Below are 17,794 nucleotides of genomic sequence, written 5' to 3'. Positions count from 1 at the left end.
ATGCGGTCGGGTGGGACCGATCCGCCTGGGTTCATGCGCTCAGCGCTGCGCCGGCGTCGCAGGTCAGCACGGCATCGAGGACCGAGATCTGCTCGGGCCAGGTCAGCCCCTTGCCGAAAGCCTCGTCGAACAAAGCAGAGCCGATGGTGAAGCCCCAGGGTCTCAGTTTCCGCACCTGCTTGAGGCGCTCGAAGGTGTTGATGCTGCCGCTGACGATGGTCGCGTGGGCGCCGACAGACTTCAGGACCGCCGCCCCAAGGTCATGAGGATCGCCATCCTTGTAGCGGTACATCGACAGGCAGATGCCGTCTGCGCCACTCGCCAGGACGCGCTGACCGTCCTGAACGACGTCCTCGGTGCTGCCATAGAGATAGCGCGGCACGCCCGCACGGCGCCCGATCGTCGGGAAGTAGACCACGGGCGAGCCCTGCAGAAGGGCGACCACGGAGGGGTGGAATTGGCAGCCGATGAGATATTTGCACTTGTTGCGGATGGCGAATTCGGCTGCACGCAGACAGTCGTCCCGCGTTTCGCCGAACGATTCGAACACGATCGTCTTGCCTTTGTCTGCAATCAGCTTCGCCAGCTCGCCGGCACGATCAGCCGAGATGCCGGTGTCCTTGAAGCCCCAGAACTGGGTCGGAGCATGATTGGAGGCCTCGAACATTTCCCTGGCGTTTTCGACCGTCAGATCGTTGTTCGTGAGCATCGAGATGATCTTGACCATTGGCGCTCTCCCCGATTTTTTTTTGCAGATCGTGCGACACTCGAGAGCCGGCGCGACCAAGCGCCGACGCAAACGGCATCCTCCCCGCAAGCCGGCGCGAAGCCGGACCGCCGGTCATGGATGCGGCGATGTGACAATCGAGAGCTTCGGCCTGTTGCCGCCCGAATTCACACAGCGTTCTCCGCCCCGACGATGCCAGCCGCCCTCGTCTCCGGTCCGATCAGACCGCGAGAAGGCTCCGACAACATCGGCTCAACACAGGCGAGTACTTGAAATTTCGCATCAGCGCGTCTTGACGCCACTCCCCGAGGCGACCGAACCAACGCTGCACAATCAGCGACGCGCCCGACCAATTTGCGGTACGTACCTCATTTAGACAACGGTTGTCAACGTTGTTATTGTCTCTGTGTGGTTGCAACTCTTCGGATGCCTGCGGCAGCTGGCGTTGAGCAACGTACCGGGGCGTGCGGAGCAGTCGCCTAACGCCGAGCTGCGAGTATTATAGAGCTGATGGGCAATCCACTGATCGGGATTGCATTGGAGGTTGGCGATCCGCGCTCGCCTCGTGGCGGAGCCAACCGATTTTCCACCCAGCCAACCTGAGTACATCGTACCAGCTGAGGGGCTTATCCGCTCCATAAATGCGGTACGCACCTCAAATTCGCACCAAGCTTGACGTGCCCCGATGGGCTGCCGGACGCCCTGGTCAGCGACGATCGGACGTCGTCCGCGTGGCCTCGTCCCATATGACGCCCGAAAACAAGATAGCCGTCGCGCAGCAGAAGACGGGACGACGACTGTTGATTCCGCTTCACCGTGAACTGCTTTCGGCCTTGGCCCTTGCCGGACGAGCCTCAACTACGGCGCGCGTAATGCTCGGACGAGGGAGGGATCGACTTACTTCCCCGCCGACTCATCAACCGCATTTCCGTGCATGAGCGCAGCGTCGCTGCCACAGGACGTAGACACTTGTGCAGCCACCTTGGAGGATCGGGGAATATCGGTCCTTTCACCGCCGACTGATCAGCCATTCGAACATCGCACGCTGTTCTTCCGCGACCCTGACGGGAATGCTCTAACCAGGAATTCATGCGGAAATCGCTCCGCTCGCTCAGAAACAGGAAACAGACGGATCAGATTAGATGGTGCTCACCAATGGCCATTGTCTTCCGCCCCGGCTCTACAGCGGCGCAGGTCAGAGGCGGATTTCGTCGCGAAGGGCCAATTGCCGGAATAGTCAGAGCAACCATAGTCAGGTTCGATGAAGGCTCCGCGGAAGACGGACCCAGATGACCGCCTGCTCCTCTGGAGAATGCTCTGTGTCCTTTGAGCGCCTTTGGCTCTTCGGCGTAGAACACCGTCATCAAACTGTGATTTGACATTTCATTCGCGTTTGTCAAATCTGACAAGATGCAGGCCAAGGCTCCTCCCCAGGATCGGATCCTCGACGCCGCCATGCGCGTGTTCCGGCGCCACGGCTTCCGCCGCTCCTCGATCGAGCAGGCGGCCGAGGAAGCCGGACTGACGCGGCAGGCGCTCTATCATCACTTCGCCTCCAAGGAGACCCTGTTTCGCGCATTGATCGAGCGGCTCTACGAGCAAGGGCTCGCTGCCGAAATCGCGGCGGCGAAGGCGGCAGAGGAAGCGGGCTACGAGCTTGCCGACATCCTGGTTGCCGAGATCGGCGCGCGCATGCAGTCGATGCTCGCTTCGCTCAACGACTCGCCTCATACTGAGGAGCTGTTTTCCGAGCACCTCGCGCAGGCGCGCGACCTCTACCAGAGCTATTCCATCCGTTTCGCCGACGAAATTGCAACCACGATCGCGCGGGTGTGCCGCAAGCGAAAGCTCACTCTCGAAAGCGGTGTCAGCGTGCGGGAGCTCGCCCGCTGCGTCGAGATGGCGGTCCACGGCACCAAATCCGCTTTCCCTTCCATGCAGCCGTTCGACGCGTTCCTGAAACAGCTCGAGACCATGCTGCGCATGCTGATCGCCGGCGCGATGGCGTCGTCCGCAAAGAAGTCCCTACGCAAAGCGGGAGCTCGAAAATGACTAGCACGACTATCAACGGACGGCCTCTGGTGCTGCCCGATGATCCGGATGCGCTCTTGATCGACGTGATCCGCGATGGTGACCTCACCGGCACCAAGCTCGTCTGCGGCTCCGGCGTCTGCGGCGCCTGCACCGTGCTGCTCGACGGCACACCCGTCGTGAGCTGCCTTTTGCCGGCGCAGGCGGCCGCCGACAAATCGGTGACAACCATCGAGGGCGTCGGAGCAGCCGGGTTGCACCCGGTGCAGAAGGCGTTCATGGCGCACGACGCCCTCCAATGCGGCTTCTGCACGCCCGGCTTTGTCGTCGAAGCCACCGCGTTCCACGATAGCTGGCGCGCAACCAAGGGCACAGCGCCCCCCTCGCGCGGGGAGATCGCCGCTGCGCTATCGGGGCATCTCTGCCGCTGCGGCGCCTATGAAGGCATTTATCGCGCCGTCGGCGAAGCATGCTCGGGCCGCTTCGACGGCATCGATCCCATCGCGCCGCGACTGGAAGCCCGCGACAAGGTGACGGGACTGGCCCGCTACACCGTCGACATCCACCATGATGGCCAGCTCGAAGGCGTCATCCTACGTTCGCACGTCGCGCATGCGAGGATCACCGATCTCGATCTGGCAACGGCGCGCGCCATGGCCGGCGTTGCCGCGGTCGTTCCGCTGCTCGACGACGACAACATGGTCCGCTTCGTCGGCGCGCCGATTGCAGCCGTCGCGGCCAAGGATCGCCGCACCGCACTGAGGGCTATCGCCGCGATCAGCTTCAAGGCATCGCCTTTACCCGCCGTGATCGGGCTCGATGCAGCGCGACGCGACGACGCGCCAGTCGTGTTCGAAAAGAAGGACCGCAAGCGTGCCGGCAACGTGTCCGAGGGCGCCGGCGGTGCTCCGGTGTCGTGGAAAGGCAATGTGCGCGGACCTTCGGCGCCGTTCTCGCAGAAAGCCAAGCAGGCCAAGAGCTGGCTCGACGAGGCGCGCCAGCAACGCAATCCGCTGCTGGTCGAGGAGACCTTCCGCGTCTCGACGCAACAGCACGCAAGCCTCGAACCACATGCGGCCGTGGCCAGGTTCGACGGCGATCAGCTCACCGTGCACATCTCGACTCAGGCCATTCACGACAGCATGGAGAAGATCGCCAAGCGTTTCCGCCTTCCGCACAACAAGGTGCGTGTCATCGCCGATCATGTCGGTGGCGGGTTCGGCTCCAAGGGTAGCGTCGGGCTGGAGACCATCGCCGCGATCGAGCTTGCGCGCGCGGCGAAGGCGCCGGTGCGTGTCGCCTTCGATCGTGAGGAGGAGCTTTCCGTCACCGGCTATCGTCCGGCCGCCGAGCTGAAGCTGTCGTTGCTGCCTTCGGCGGAAGGCCGCCTCAAGGCGCTGTCGTTTACCGCTCATGCCGATACCGGCGCTTCTGTGAACTCGCTGATCGCCGGTCTGGCCCGGCTGATCTATCCGGCCGAAGCAAAAGAGCTCGTTGACTTCGACGTGCTCAGCAATCTGCCGCCAGGCGCGCCGTTCCGCGGCCCCGGCGGTCCACCGATGTCGTTTGCGCTGGAGCAGGCGGTCGACGAAGCGGCGCTGCGGATGAAGATCGATCCGATTCACCTGCGCAAGCTCTGGGATCCCGATCCCAACCGTCAGCGCCTGTACGACTGGGCTGCCGGCCTCGATGTCTGGAAGAGCCGCAAGCCGGCCGCCTCACAGACCGGCCGCTTCCGGCGCGGGGTCGGCGTCGCCACCGGCTACTGGCTGTATCTCTGGCAGACCGGCTCCTCGGTCGAGCTCGCTGTCGAGGGTGGCCGTATCGTCGCAAGCTGCGCGGTGCAGGATATCGGCACGGGCACGCGCAGCGTGCTCGCCAACACCGTCGCCAAGGCGTTCGATCTCGAGCCGCAGGATGTGGAAGTTCGCATCGGCCGCTCCAACCTGCCGCCCGGACCGGGCTCCGGCGGCAGCCGTGTCACCGCTTCGGTGGTTCCGCCCACGTTGCTTGCCATCGAAAAGCTGAAAGCAGAAATCAGGCGCACCGCGTCTCGAACGCCTGCTCCGGGCTCGAACGCCCCATGGCGCGAGATGATCGCGGCTTCTCCCGATATCGCCGTGTCGGCGAGACGCCAGGAGGACGGCAAGCCGCCGCCCGGAGTCAGGCCTGCGCTACACCAGGCAGGAATGATGGGCCGGGTGTTCGGTTGGGTGCTGCGTCTGATGAACCACATGGTGGTCGGCGCCGGCGTGCCGAGCTCGGTGCAGGTGATGGAAGTCGAGGTCGATACCTGGCTTGGGCATGTGCGCGTGCTCAACGCCTATACGGGCCTCGCGGTCGGCAAGCTCGCCGCACCGACGCTGGCGCGAAGCCAGGCCGAAGGCGCGGTGATCCAGGGCATCGGCTACGCACTCTATGAGACGCGGGAGACCGATCCTTTGAGCGGCCACATCCTGAGCGGCAGCATGGAGGATTACCGCATTCCGGGGATCGCCGACATGCCGAAGCTGGAGGTGCATTTCGACGAATCCGGTTTCGAGCATGTGCCGGGCGGCAGCGTCGGGATCGGCGAAGTCGCGACCGTGCCGACCTCACCCGCGATCGCCAACGCCATCCGCAATGCGATCGGCGTGAGACTGACCGAAATTCCGTTCCGGCCTGATCGTCTGGTCGCCGCGCTAAAAGGGAGGGATGCAGCATGAGTGTCGCCGTCATCACGCCCAACCCCACGCCTGAATTCCGCGCTGGGGGTACCGACTTCAGCGAACGCCGCCGCAGCGGCGTGTCGCAAGGAATCCCGATCGATATTTCGCACACCGGCGACAAGACGATCACCTGGGAGGCCGACGGCACCGTTCAGATCGGCGCGCTGACTACCATCGCCACGATTGCGACCGACGCACGCATCGCCGCAGCTTATCCCGGTATTGCGGCGAGCGCACAAGGGCTCGCCACGCCACAGGTGCGCCATGTTGCAACGCTCGGCGGCAATCTCGCGCAGCGTTCACGCTGCTGGTATTTCCGCCGTGCCGACATCAATTGCCTGAAGAAAAGCGGCAACACCTGCCCTGCTCGGTCTGGCAATCATCTTTATGGCGTTGCCTTCGATCTCGGCGAATGCGTCGCGCCGCACCCCTCGACCATGGCAGCGGCTCTGCTCGCCTATGATGCGAAAATCACCACGGACCGGCGCAGCGGATTGACGATATCCGACCTGCTCGGTGACGGCTCGGTCTCGCACGCCGATCATACACTCACTGCAGGCGAGATGATCAAGAGCACTGCGCTTCCTGCTCCGCTCGAGGGCGAGCGCGCTTCCTACAAACGGGCAATTGGCCGGACCTACGCGGAATGGCCCCTGGTGGAACTCTGCGCCCGCGTTGTGATCGCCGGCGGCAAGTTCCAGCTCGTGCGTCTTGCTGCAGGCGGCGTCGCGCCCGTGCCGCTTCGCCTCACCGCGGCAGAAGGCCAGCTCAGTGGCAAGGGTACTAATGCGGCATCGATCGCAGAAGCGGCAAAAGCGGCAAGCTCGGGTGCCAAACCATTGCCGATGACGGCCTACAAGCTAGACATTCTGCAGGGGCTGGTGCGCGACGTGCTGGAGCGGCTCTCGGACTAACTGGTCGCGCATGTGGCGAAGACGTCGACACCGATCTTGCTACCGGGCGTCGCAGCCGAACTCGCTCTGTCGCCCATCATGTTGACCGGCTGCCACGAAGCCGCAATGGGCATCGCCTGGAGCGACGAGAAGGCGGCAGCCTTAACTGAGCTCCGGTGGTCTGCCAGCGTCCGTCCATCCGCTCATGGCCAAGTATGTCCCAATTCTGCGAAACAGCTCGCCAAGCTCCGATTAGTGCCATTCCGGACGTTGATCTCTCAGGACTTTCTTCTTGTAACAACACTATCTGTCCCGGAGCGGTGCCATGCTGCGATGAGTGAATACAAGAACTTACGACCGTCGCTTGCTCTGCCTTTCAGCCGCGATCGTCTTCGTCGTTTTCGCCATCGGTGCTCTCCATCTTCATCGTCAAAAACACGCCTGCAGCGCGGTCTGATCTGCAGCTCTTCGACAGCGAGGAGTCCCAGTGCGCCGTGCAGCTTTCCGCGCTCAGCGACGGCGTGGCGCGGCTGCACGATGGCAGCAGCATAGCCGTTGCGGCGCAATTTTCCATCGGTCTGACGGAGCCACGTCACAGGCAATTTCGCGCGATCGCGCCGCCCTTTCGGGTACCGCGTCGCAGGCAAGATAGCGTGCGTTCCGTCGTCTTGGATCTGCACCGGTCCTCATCCGCTGACAGCGGAGCTCCATCAATTCGCGCGTCGTCCGCGACGCCTGTTCGTTGCTGCATGGTTGTTGCTTTGGCTCATGCCAGCCCTCCCAGCAGCCTGCGGTCCCTGCGTTGGGCATGCGAGGCAGCGTCGGCGGTGCTGACCGCCTGATCGCCGCAATACGTCGTGCCGTCGCACCACATCGCGTGCATGATCACGGCCAGTTTGCCCGCCACCGCGACCACCGCCTTGCGCAGCGCGCTCGCTGCCTCGTAGAGCGCGCGCCGCACATCGGCGTCGCCCGCCTTGCTGATCTGCCCCTGCACATCGATCGAGGTGCCCGACTGCCAGCGCCGCGACGTCAATCCAAGATACGCCGCGACGTCGCGTGAACGCCTAAATCGCGATGGATCGTCAATCGCCGTCATGAAGCTCAGCGCGGCGATCGGCCCGACGCCTGGAATCTGCATGAAGCGCCGGCATTGCTCGTGTCCGGCAACCAGCTTGACGACCATGCCATGCAGCCGGCAGTACTCCTTCCATAGCACCGCGCGTGCATTGAGCATGGCGTCGATCAGCTCGCTGATCAGCGCGCCGCCGGCCACCGCGTCGCGCACGGCTTGCGCAAATCCGCCGCGGCCGATGCGGTTGAGTCGGATGCCGAAGGCCTTCAACGAGTGCCGGATCGCGTTCTCAAGATCGAGGAATTTGCGCTTGAGATTACGGCGATGCGTCAGCTGCAGTCGCAGCAGATAGCCCAGCGCGGTCTTGATGCGCGCGCGCCGGAACCAGCCGGTGCGCATGATGTGTGCAATGCCGAGCGCGTCCGCACGGTCGGTCTTGTTGCGCTGCGCATGCAGCGCGGCGCGCACATGCTGGGTCTCCAGACAGATCGCCGGCAGGCCGACACGGAGCAATTCTGGATGCAGCCATGGCGACAGCGCGCCGGCCTCGTGGCCGACCCGCCGCAGGCGGGCGAGATACGGCGACAGTGCTCCCTTGATTGTTGCCGGGTCGGTCGTCACCGCGACCTCCAGCAGCACGGCGCCCTTGTCGTCGACCACGCAAATCGCGGTCTGATCCATGCCGACATCCAGTCCGCAGAAGAACTCCATGGCGCGCCTCCTGTGTTGGTGAGAGCGCTCATTCTGCATGGCCGCCGCTGCCCCGTCAGCAGCTGGACGGTCAGGTCGATTACGGACGGCACTTGACCGTAGCCCCGTAACCGTTTGAACCGTCCGCTGCTTTCGGATCGTACATTGCCGCTCACTTCGGGCCCTCCGCGGCTGTGACGAATCTCCGGTGAGACCGTGAGACCCAAACATTCGAGAACAAAGCGCATCGCGAATGATGGTCGCTGCACCTTGAGCGTGGCGTGGAAGTCGTCTTAGGATCCGCACATATTGCCGTCAGCAGCACCCCACTGAGACCGTGTTTAGGCGTTGTATGAAGCGGCTCGTTGGCCAGGACACGGTGTGCAAACTCACAGAATATCAGACGGAATTGCGCCGCGCCCGGGACGAGCGAGAAACGACGCTCCGAAAGCAGAAGCAGAGCAGGTTAACCGTCACCCCGGATGTACGCAATCGCGCGTCCCAGGCGTTCTGGGCAATGCATGTTGAGGCGATAAACTTGAGTTGGATGGGCATCCGCGCCACGCCGCGGCCACGCAGTTGTCGCCGCACCCGCTCCGCAAATGGCGTGACCGATTGAATGCCGACGAGGTCAAGATCGATTGGCGTTCGCATCATCATCCCTCCGACCTACCGGCCGAAACGCACCTGCTTTCGAACGCAGCAACAATGCGCGCCTTGAGTTCGTTCGGCGTGCCCCTCGACAAACTGGTTAGTCGTCTTTTGATAAAAAATAGGTATCTGGTCCGGAATCGGATTTCTGGATATTGGCGCATTTCCGATTGCAGGCGTTGGCAGAGACGAAGCTCGGAAGCCTGAAACTTGCAGATTGGGATTCCCTTGAAAGCGCCATCGTCGGCAATTGCGCCGCGAACTCGAAGCAGTGTTCGAGACGCCGCGGGCCCGCGCGAACCAGGTCAGGTCACAGCAGCAGCGCCAGCACGGCTGGAAGCTCTATTCCGTCCACGCGCCGGAGGTCGAATGCATCCGCAAGGGCAAGGCATCCGCGCCTTACGAGTTCGGCGTCAAGGCTTCGATCGTCACCACCAACGGCCGCAAGCCGGGCAGCCGGTTCGTGCTCCATGCGCAGTCCCCTCCCGGCAATCCCTACGACGGCTATTCGCTCGGAAGCATTATTGAGGCGACCGAGAAGCTAACCTGATGCGCCATCGAGAGTGCCTTGTGGACAGGGGTAGCGCCATACGACGGAACGTCCGCCGCGTCTTCATCTCCGGGCAGAAGCGCGGCGTATTCGACGTTATCGAACGCGAGTTGTGCCGCTGCCCAGCCATCGAGCCGATCTTCGGCCACATGAAGAGCAATGGGCATCTCGGCCGCAGCCATCTCAAGGGCCGTGAGGGTGAGGCCATCAACGTCATCCTCACCGCCGTCGGCCACAACCTCCGCCAAGTCCTCGCATGGCTGAGGGATTTTCCGGCCTCAATTCTGGTCACCCTCTGGTGGTCCAGCATACGCCATTCGGACGTCAAGCAGCTTCTTAACGTTCAAAGAGATTGGAGCTGGACAACACCGAAGGTCGCGGCTGGCCGGCCGCACGTCCTCTGGTCCGCTTTTCAAATTATTGAGAGCAGGATCTCGAAAAACACCGTTTGAAAAACCGTTTCAGTTTTTCAACTTCAAACAGCGTTTCGGCATAAGTCCTTGAAAGGCTTGGTGGGCGCACTAGGGCTCGAACCTAGGACCCGCTGATTAAGAGTCAGCTGCTCTACCAACTGAGCTATGCGCCCGGAGCTTGCTTCCGGAGAAAGCCTTCGCAAGAGCCGGTCGTTTAGCAAAGCGATTCCGGGATGTCCAGCGATCAGAGACGATTTTTCGGCATGTTCGATGCAGAAAAACCGCCGGCGGGCGGCGGTTTTCCCCAAATGAAATCAGAAGGATCGTTAACCGGCGCTCAGAGCCGTCCGGACTCGCGCTCCTCCTCGGACCAGCCCATGCGGCCCATCGATCCCGGGCCGAATCGATGCTCGCCGAACCGCGGGCCATCCTCGGGGCCGCCCTCACCGCGCTCCATCCAGCGGTGGTGCCGGGGGCCGTCCGGACCCATCATGCGCCCCATCGGCCGGGTCAGCATCGACAGCCGGCGCTTCTGGCCGTCGTCGAGCGTCTTGTAGAGCGGGTCCGCGGCATCAGCGACCTTCTTCATGGCGTCCGCCGTCACCGCCATGGTGTCCGCCCGCTCGCGCAGCCGCGCCACCGGATCGACGTCCTTGTCCTGCGCGTCGTCGGCCGGCTTCATCCGCGCATTGGCACGGTCGAAGCGCAGCTTGACGAGATCGCGCACGGCGCTTTCGACCGGCGGCCACAATTTCTCCTGGTCCGCCGTCAGCTTCAGCCCGGCATGGACGGATGCGATGCGCGCGTCGAGCATGGCGGCGCGATCTTCCGGATTCATGCGCGCATGATGCATGTGATCATGAAACCAGCCGCGCTGGGCGTAGACTGCGGTCGAACCGGCGATGGCGAGCACGGCGACAGCGGCAATGGTGAACTTTCTCATGCCAACCTCCTTGGAAAGCTGGCACAGCATGAGCTTGCCTTGCCTCGCCTTCAACTTACAGTTTGGACAGAGTGTACGACCTTACGAAGATGTAATTGCTTCAAATCCCTTTCTGTTTTTGCAAATCAGTTTCAGTTTGTTGCTGCGTCTCAAAGCATCCCCAGCATGCGCGGCAACCACAGCGAGATTTCCGGCACGTAGGTGACGAGCGCGAGGAAGCCGAGCATCGTCAGCAGCCAGGGCATGACGGCAATGGTCAGCTCGGTGATCCCCATCTTGGCGATGCCGGAGGCGACGTAGAGGTTGAGCCCGACCGGCGGGTGGCACATGCCGACCTCCATGTTGACCACCATCAGGATGCCGAGATGCACCGGATGGATGCCGAGCTTGACCGCCACCGGGAACAGAATCGGCGCCATGATCAGGACGATCGAGGTGGCCTCCATGACGTTTCCGGCGAGCAGCAGCAGGACGTTCACGACCAGCAGGAACACCGCCCAGTTGACGCCGGCCGACGCCATCCAGTTGGCGATCTGCTGCGGAATGTTCTCGTTGGCCATCAGGAACGAGAACAGCACGGCGTTGGTGATGATGTAGAGGATCATCGCGCTCATGTTGGCCGAGCCGAGCAGGACCTTCGGCACGTCCTTCAGCGACATGTCACGGTAGACGAACACGGCGATGACGAAGGCATAGACGGCGCTGACGGCGGCGGCCTCGGTCGGCGTGAACTTGCCGGTGTAGATGCCGCCGAGCACGATCACGATCAGCAACAGCCCCCAGACGCATTTGCGGAACGCAATGAAGCGCTCGGCCCAGCTCGCCCGCTTCATCCGCGGATAGTCGTTCTTCCAGGCGCGGTAGAAGGTCGTGAAGCCGAGCAGGCTCGCCAGCATCAGGCCCGGGATCACGCCGGCGATGAACAGCTGACCGACGGAGGCCGAGGAGACGCGGTGGCCGGCGGGATCGAGCGCGATGCTGCCGCCGGTGGCGACCGCATAAACCACCATCACGATCGATGGCGGGATCAGGATGCCGAGCGCGCCGGATGTCGTGATCACGCCGGCGCCGAAGCGCTTGGGAAAGCCTTGGCGGACCATCGCCGGCAGCATGATCGAGCCGATCGCGATCACGGTCGCGGGCGACGAGCCGGACACGGCCGCGAACAGCGCACAGGCCATGACGCCGGCAAGGCCGAGGCCGCCATACCAGTGCCCGACCATCGAGGTCGCGAAGTTGATCATTCGCCGGGCGACGCCGCCATGAGTCAGGAAGTTGCCGGCGAGGATGAAGAACGGGATCGCCATGATCTCGAAATTGTCGATGCCCGTGAACAGCTTCAGCGCGACCGACTCGGTCGGCACGTTGGTCATGAAGAAGACGAAGGACAGCACGGTGAGGCCGAGCGCGATCGAGATCGGCATGCCCGTCAGCATCAGGAAGATGAGCAGGCTGAAGATGAGGAGGCTGCTCATCGCGCGGCCTCCGGGCCGGCGGCGTCGACGCCCTCGACATAGGCGTGGTCGTGATGCGGCAGCTCGTCGTGGCGGAGATAGTGCCAGGCGACCTGCAGGAAGCGGAAGCACATCAGGTAGGAGCCGAGCGGGATGCAGAGATAGACCAGCCAGCTCGGCAGCTCCATATCCGGCGTCACCTGGTCGGTCTGCGACAGACCATAGACGAACTTGGCACCCATGGTGCCGATGATGGAGGTGAACAGCGCCCCGCACAGCAGGCCGAACAACACCGTCACCTTGCGCAGCGACGGCCTGAGCATGTTGACCACGACATCGACGCCGACATGGATGCCGGTGCGCACGCCATAGGCGGCGCCGAACTTCGCCATCCACACGAACATGTAGATGCAGAGCTCCTGCGCCCAGGACATGTCGATGGGGAAGAGGAGCGGATAGAGCAGCGGCACGCCGACCAGATAGCGATGCAGCACCGCCAGGAAGATGATCGAGGTCGCCGCCGCGATCAGAAATGCGATCAGGATTTCCTCGAGCCGATCGAGGATGCGCAACAGGAAGCCCAAGTCCCCTCCCCCCACAATCAAACGTCAAGCGACGCTTGACTGCGCCGTCTGCTTCTCCTGGCGCCCCGCCAGGCCGCTTCGCCATCACCAAGCGCGGGCCGCCGGCCCGCGCATCTCTCGTTCAAGGCATCAGTTGGTGGTGCCGCGGGTCTCTTTCAGGAACTCGTCGATCAGCGGCTGGCCAACACGCCCGGCGACGTCCTTGTAGACCGGCATCATCGCCTTGCGCATCGCCTCGTCCTGCGCCGGCGTCAGCTTGACGAGCTCGGACTTGCCGGATTTGCGGATCTCCTCCAGCGCGTCGTCATTCTCCTTGGCAGACTGGTTGTTGCCATAGGCCGTGGCTTCCTTCATCGCCTTGTCGCAGGCGGCGCGAAGGTCCGGCGGCAGGCCGTCCCAGAACTTCTTGTTCACGACCACGACGTAGCCGATGTAGCCGTGGTTGGTGAGCGTGATGTACTTCTGCACCTCGTGCATCTTCTGCGTATAGATGTTCGAGGGCGTGTTCTCCTGGCCGTCGACGACGCCGGTCTGCAGCGCCTGGTAGACTTCCGAGAATGCCATGACCTGGGGGATGGCGCCGAGCGTGCGGAACTGCGCGTCAAGCACCTTCGACGACTGGATGCGGAACTTCAGGCCCTTGTAGTCGGCGGGATCGACCAGCTTCTTGTTGGCGCTCATCTGCTTGAAGCCGTTGTCCCAGTAGGCCAGCCCGATCATGCCCTTCGGTTCCAAAAGCTTGAGCAGCCTGGCCCCGAGAGGACCGTCGGTCACCTTCCGCAAGGTGGCGAGGTCGGGCAGGATGTAGGGCAGATCGAACACCTCGAATTCCTTGATGCCGATCGGGCCGAACTTGGAGTTCGACGGCGCCAGCATCTGGACCGCACCGAGCTGCAGCGCCTCGAGCTCTTCCTTGTCCTTGTAGAGCTGCGAGTTCGGGTAGACCTCGACCTTGACCTTGCCGTCGGTGTACTTCTCGGCCAGTTCCTTGAACTTGTCGGCGGCAAGCCCCTTCGGCGTGTTCGACGCCACCACGTGGCTGAACTTGATCACGATCGGATTGTCGGCCGCCGAGGCCGGGCCGGCCAGCGCGAGAACCGCGAGCGAAGCAGCGGTGGCGACGAGGTGGCAGAATTTGAGTTGATGCAAGGTGTCCTCCCGATGATCCCCGGGGGGGCATTGCAATGACGCCCCCGCTTTGTATGCCAGGGCCATTGTTAGCGGGTCGCCGGCTGGATTGCCATTGACCGTTAGCCGCAGACCCGGGATTCCCGTGCTGCAGCGCAATAGCAGTCGTTCCGGGGCGGTCGCTTTGCGCTGCCCCGGAACGACCTCGTAAAATCAGCTCGCCGCAGCGGCTGCCGCACCTGCACCCTGCGCCACGTCGCGCTGGCGCTTCATGACCAGCTTGTTCAGCGCGCCGAGATAGGCCTTGGCCGAAGCCACCAGCGTATCCGGATCGGCCGCGCGCGCGGTCATCGAGCGGCCGTCCTGCGACAGCCGCACCGAGACCTCGGCCTGCGCGTCGGTGCCCTCGGTCACGGCGTGGACCTGATACAGCTCCAGCTTGGCCTCGTGCGGCACCAGCGACTTGATGCAGTTGAAGACCGCATCGACCGGACCGTTGCCCTCGCTCTCCTCGATCTTCGTCACGCCGTCGATGTCGAGCTTCATGGTGGCGCGCTGCGGACCGCGCGTGCCGGCAATCACCGACAGCGACAGCAGCTTGATGCGATCATGGGCACTCACCATGCCCTCGTCGATCAAGGCCTCGATGTCCTCGTCATAGATCTGCTTCTTGCGATCGGCCAGTGCCTTGAAGCGGACGAAGGCGTCCTCGACCTGGTTGCTCGACAGCTTGTGGCCCATCTCCTCCAGCTTGTGGACGAAGGCGTGACGGCCGGAATGCTTGCCCATCACCAGCGAGGTCTGCTTCACGCCGACGGTCTCCGGCAGCATGATCTCGTAGGTCTGCGCGTTCTTCAGCATGCCATCCTGATGGATGCCGCTCTCATGCGCGAACGCGTTGCGGCCGACGATGGCCTTGTTGTACTGCACCGGGAACGAGGTCGCGGCCGACACCACCTTCGAGGCGTGGGTCAGCTGGGTGGTATCGATCTTGTTCCAGAACGGCAGCTTGTCGTTGCGCACGCGCATCGCCATCACGACCTCTTCCAGGGCCGCGTTGCCGGCGCGCTCGCCGATGCCGTTGATGGTGCATTCGATCTGGCGGGCGCCGGCGCGCACGCCGGCCATCGAGTTCGCGACCGCCATGCCCAGGTCGTTGTGGCAGTGCACCGAGAATACCGCCTTGTCGGAGTTCGGCACTGTCTCGCGCACGCGCTTGAACAGGTCGTAATACTCTTCCGGCACCGCGTAGCCGACGGTGTCCGGAATGTTGATGGTGGTGGCGCCGGCCTTGATCGCGGCCTCGACGCAGCGGCACAGGAAGTCGAACTCGGTGCGGGTGCCGTCCTCCGACGACCATTCGACGTCGTCGGTGTGGTTGCGCGCGCGCGTCACCGAGGAGATCACCAGCTCGAACACCTGCTGCGGGTCCATCTGCAGCTTGTACTTCATGTGTACCGGCGAGGTGGACAGGAAGGTATGGATGCGGCCGCGCTTGGCCGGGCGGATCGCTTCGGCACAGCGATCAATGTCCTTGGCGCCGGCACGCGACAGGCCGCAGATCACGGCGTTCTTGGACCGCTTCGCGATCTCGTTGACCGCCTCGAAGTCACCGTCGGACGCGATCGGGAAACCGGCCTCGATGATGTCGACGCCCATCTCGTCCAGCATGGCCGCGATGTTGAGCTTCTCCTCGAAGGTCATGGTGGCGCCGGGGCACTGCTCGCCATCGCGCAGGGTGGTGTCGAAAATGACGACGCGGTCCTTGTCGGACTGGACGGGATTGGACATCTGCTGTTCCTCGATTGTCATGTGGTGCGCTTGGCGTTCAGGATCTCTGAAGACTTGATCCCTGAAGGCTTGGGCGCTGAAGGGTGTTTCGGTCTCGAAGCAATCCCCTGAGTGCCCAGGCGCATTCCGCCCAGCCGGCCCTCAGGGGCAGCTAAGAAGCAGAAGCTCGAGCGCGCCGGTCAGGCCGCGAGCAGGCTGCAGCAAAGCGAGCGCGATCGACCGGGCGTCTGCCCCGGCGATGGCCTCGATCTCTGCGCTGCGAATCAGCATTGCCAAACCCTTTTGCGAGAACACGAAAACTGTGCGGCAAAACCGTTGACGGATTGTTGCCGAGGTGCCCTCACCCGAGCTTTTACCGGGATTGCCAGGGTCTCGCAACGCCGAATAAGGGTCAGGACGGGTGACGTATTGGGGGCGGAACGTTGGCGTGATGCCGAGCCCCGTGTCGGGCGGCGCCATGCCAGCCGCACGCATGTCATGCCCACGTCGCCAGCCCCACCCGTCGCCAGCCCCACCCACCGCTGTCATACCCCGCAAAGGCCGGGTATCCAGTACGCCGTGTCGTCTCGGCGAACCACGACCGCCTCTGGAATACTGGATCGTCCGCCTGCGCGGACGAAGACAGTTGAGTGTGAGGCCCCGCTCGCAATGACGGCGGTGATCGATGCAACGGGCGCCCACCTCACTCTTATCAAACCTCGGCAAATCGTTCGCATCAGAACGCACCTCATCATTCCCGCGGCACGATCGTGCCCGAGGTGATCCTCGACAATCGAAACCCTCGTTAGATCGAGGGTGCAGGGAAGACCGGGCGTCTGCCGACACCCGCGGCCCCCGTGCGTGAAGAAGTGCACGGGGCAGGAACCACAGGTCCGGCCAGGACATCCCGGCCTCCCCTGCGCAACGGCTTTACGGCTTACTTCGCGCTCTCCTCGGGGACCGGCTTGATTGCCCCCGTCACCGGCGCGCTCGTCATGAACGCGGCCTGCTTGACACCAGCTTCGGGGTGCCAGGACCACGCGACTTCACCGTCCGCAAAGACACCGGTCGTCCACCGGCGTCTCACGGCCATCGCTCCCCGCACTCCACGTATCGTGACGACGCGTACGCCCCTCTTCGACGAGGCGGGATGACGCATCCAATCATAGCTTCTGAAAAAAAGAAATAGATTGATTTTTGCCGGATGCGTTGACCTCGCGTGACGCATTGAAATCGCGGCGAAAAATTCCTGGTCGGCGCAGAAATTTTGCGGCTGCTTTCGTGGTCTTTGCAGCGGTCGCGAACGTCAAATCGCGCAACTGAGTTGCCCGACGGGCACCCCGGGCACGCGGCCAGTCCCAGGCACAGTGTCTTCCGGGCGAACGCCAGGACCCATAGCCACCAGATGTCGTTGGTGACACGGGTGCAGCCTCGTCCACCTCATCACATCTTCCCGGCATATGGGTCCGGGCGCGAGGCCGGGACGACAGCAGAATATGCCGAAAGACCGCGCTATTTCGCAGCGACTTGTGCAGCAAGGTCGCCTTGGCCAGAAGCGGGGGTCTTGCTTGGGCGACCCACCCTACGGAGTATCACGTCGTGTTGTTGGATTAGGTCGGCGACATTTCAATCTCAAAGGACGAGCGAGCCTGCCGATGTTCGCTCCATCGATCGCTATCCCCTCGGCACGGAGACTCGCAATGGGAGCTCGCAGATCACGACATGCTATTCCCGTTTGCACATTGTTGGCGGTGGGGACGATTGCAATCAGTGTCCCCACCGCGCTTGCAGCTGACGCGCCATCGTCATTTCACAGTGGACGATGGCCAATTCACGATGGGCGGAATTACCAGCCAACGGAGAACGACCTGAGATCGCGGCATCTACAGGATGTCACGCCCGATCAGATGCGCAAGATCGACCGATTGTACGACGAGCTACTGGCAGACAAAGTCAAGAAGTTCTGAATCGGCATCTCACGCGCATACAATTGATCGCGCTACTGCCAAAACCGGATTCCGCCGTTGCCCAAAAACGAGTGCATGGTCAGGCCGGCGATGTCCGCCAGCCCGACTTGTCCTGCTTAGTCCTACTGCGCCATAAGCGCCGTCATTCGGGGGCAGCCCGTCAGGGCTGAACCAGGATTTCTCGATATGCTCAGGTGCGCAATTGCGCAC

13 protein-coding genes, 1 tRNA gene and 1 pseudogene are annotated in these 17,794 nt (G+C 63.0%); 5 read left to right on the top strand and 10 right to left on the bottom strand.

The features are described from left to right. Positions 1–31: 31 nt before the first annotated feature. Positions 32–727, bottom strand: coding sequence for a hypothetical protein (locus S58_RS10345; RefSeq protein WP_015665242.1), 696 nt, complete (start codon positions 725–727; stop codon positions 32–34). A gap of 934 nt (positions 728–1,661) precedes the next feature. Here S58_RS10345 and S58_RS39460 point away from each other — a divergent pair. The 4 genes from S58_RS39460 to S58_RS10330 all read left to right on the top strand — a co-directional run bounded on the left by S58_RS39460 (position 1,662) and on the right by S58_RS10330 (position 6,380). After that, positions 1,662–1,964 carry a VOC family protein gene (locus S58_RS39460; protein WP_083938557.1) on the top strand — a complete coding sequence of 101 codons (303 nt, stop codon included), beginning with the start codon at positions 1,662–1,664 and terminating at the stop codon, positions 1,962–1,964. Positions 1,965–2,137: 173 nt separating this feature from the next. After that, positions 2,138–2,779, top strand: coding sequence for a TetR/AcrR family transcriptional regulator (locus tag S58_RS10340; RefSeq protein WP_015665241.1), 642 nt, complete (start codon positions 2,138–2,140; stop codon positions 2,777–2,779). Further along, entirely contained in the window at positions 2,776–5,463 is a 2,688-nt protein-coding gene (locus S58_RS10335) for a molybdopterin-dependent oxidoreductase (RefSeq protein WP_015665240.1), read from the top strand. Before S58_RS10340 ends, S58_RS10335 begins: the two co-directional genes overlap by 4 nt. Beyond that, a complete protein-coding gene (locus tag S58_RS10330) occupies positions 5,460–6,380 on the top strand; it encodes an FAD binding domain-containing protein (RefSeq protein ID WP_015665239.1) in 921 nt (306 codons plus the stop codon). The genes S58_RS10335 and S58_RS10330 overlap by 4 nt, the downstream gene beginning before the upstream one ends. A gap of 745 nt (positions 6,381–7,125) precedes the next feature. On the opposite strand, the gene S58_RS10325 is transcribed toward S58_RS10330, so the two are convergent. Then, positions 7,126–8,145, bottom strand: coding sequence for an IS110 family RNA-guided transposase (locus S58_RS10325; protein WP_015665238.1), 1,020 nt, complete (start codon positions 8,143–8,145; stop codon positions 7,126–7,128). A 378-nt stretch (positions 8,146–8,523) separates the two neighbouring features. Beyond that, a complete protein-coding gene (locus S58_RS38105) occupies positions 8,524–8,778 on the bottom strand; it encodes a hypothetical protein (protein WP_160167590.1) in 255 nt (84 codons plus the stop codon). Positions 8,779–9,010: 232 nt separating this feature from the next. Here S58_RS38105 and S58_RS37440 point away from each other — a divergent pair. Further along, positions 9,011–9,624: pseudogene (locus S58_RS37440) on the top strand (IS5/IS1182 family transposase); the annotation flags it as partial. 211 nt (positions 9,625–9,835) lie between these two features. Here S58_RS37440 and S58_RS10315 read toward each other — a convergent pair. From S58_RS10315 to S58_RS38280, 7 genes are all read right to left on the bottom strand, one after another. Continuing rightward, positions 9,836–9,911, bottom strand: a tRNA-Lys gene (locus tag S58_RS10315). Positions 9,912–10,075: 164 nt separating this feature from the next. Further along, positions 10,076–10,681: a Spy/CpxP family protein refolding chaperone gene (locus tag S58_RS10310; protein WP_015665235.1), complete on the bottom strand. Its 606-nt coding sequence runs from the start codon at positions 10,679–10,681 to the stop codon at positions 10,076–10,078. A gap of 149 nt (positions 10,682–10,830) precedes the next feature. Beyond that, positions 10,831–12,156, bottom strand: a complete 1,326-nt coding sequence (locus S58_RS10305) for a TRAP transporter large permease (RefSeq protein ID WP_015665234.1) — start codon at positions 12,154–12,156, stop codon at positions 10,831–10,833. Then, positions 12,153–12,719 (bottom strand): TRAP transporter small permease, encoded by a 567-nt coding sequence (locus tag S58_RS10300; protein ID WP_015665233.1) that lies wholly within the window; start codon positions 12,717–12,719, stop codon positions 12,153–12,155. The genes S58_RS10305 and S58_RS10300 overlap by 4 nt, the downstream gene beginning before the upstream one ends. Before the next feature lie 129 nt (positions 12,720–12,848). Further along, the gene (locus tag S58_RS10295; protein WP_015665232.1) at positions 12,849–13,868 is read right to left on the bottom strand and encodes a TRAP transporter substrate-binding protein; all 1,020 of its coding nucleotides are present in this window, start codon (positions 13,866–13,868) and stop codon (positions 12,849–12,851) included. 192 nt (positions 13,869–14,060) lie between these two features. Beyond that, positions 14,061–15,638 (bottom strand): 2-isopropylmalate synthase, encoded by a 1,578-nt coding sequence (locus S58_RS10290; protein ID WP_015665231.1) that lies wholly within the window; start codon positions 15,636–15,638, stop codon positions 14,061–14,063. A 141-nt stretch (positions 15,639–15,779) separates the two neighbouring features. Then, the gene (locus S58_RS38280; RefSeq protein ID WP_162472341.1) at positions 15,780–16,097 is read right to left on the bottom strand and encodes a hypothetical protein; all 318 of its coding nucleotides are present in this window, start codon (positions 16,095–16,097) and stop codon (positions 15,780–15,782) included. Between the last annotated feature and the right edge of the window lie 1,697 nt (positions 16,098–17,794).

Source organism: Bradyrhizobium oligotrophicum S58 (genome assembly GCF_000344805.1).
In the GTDB taxonomy this organism is placed as follows: Bacteria; Pseudomonadota; Alphaproteobacteria; order Rhizobiales; family Xanthobacteraceae; genus Bradyrhizobium; species Bradyrhizobium oligotrophicum.
The sequence above is the reverse complement of the archived record's forward strand: the minus strand, read 5'-3'. Positions and strand labels throughout refer to the sequence as shown.

Bases quoted from the DNA above. Each gene is read 5' to 3' on its own strand.
- S58_RS10345 (WP_015665242.1), bottom strand. From the start codon at position 727: ATGGTCAAGATCATCTCGATGCTCACGAACAACGATCTGACGGTCGAA.
- S58_RS39460 (WP_083938557.1), top strand. From the start codon at position 1,662: ATGAGCGCAGCGTCGCTGCCACAGGACGTAGACACTTGTGCAGCCACC.
- S58_RS10340 (WP_015665241.1), top strand. From the start codon at position 2,138: ATGCAGGCCAAGGCTCCTCCCCAGGATCGGATCCTCGACGCCGCCATG.
- S58_RS10335 (WP_015665240.1), top strand. From the start codon at position 2,776: ATGACTAGCACGACTATCAACGGACGGCCTCTGGTGCTGCCCGATGAT.
- S58_RS10330 (WP_015665239.1), top strand. From the start codon at position 5,460: ATGAGTGTCGCCGTCATCACGCCCAACCCCACGCCTGAATTCCGCGCT.
- S58_RS10325 (WP_015665238.1), bottom strand. From the start codon at position 8,145: ATGGAGTTCTTCTGCGGACTGGATGTCGGCATGGATCAGACCGCGATT.
- S58_RS38105 (WP_160167590.1), bottom strand. From the start codon at position 8,778: ATGCGAACGCCAATCGATCTTGACCTCGTCGGCATTCAATCGGTCACG.
- S58_RS10310 (WP_015665235.1), bottom strand. From the start codon at position 10,681: ATGAGAAAGTTCACCATTGCCGCTGTCGCCGTGCTCGCCATCGCCGGT.
- S58_RS10305 (WP_015665234.1), bottom strand. From the start codon at position 12,156: ATGAGCAGCCTCCTCATCTTCAGCCTGCTCATCTTCCTGATGCTGACG.
- S58_RS10290 (WP_015665231.1), bottom strand. From the start codon at position 15,638: ATGTCCAATCCCGTCCAGTCCGACAAGGACCGCGTCGTCATTTTCGAC.
- S58_RS38280 (WP_162472341.1), bottom strand. From the start codon at position 16,097: ATGGCGCCGCCCGACACGGGGCTCGGCATCACGCCAACGTTCCGCCCC.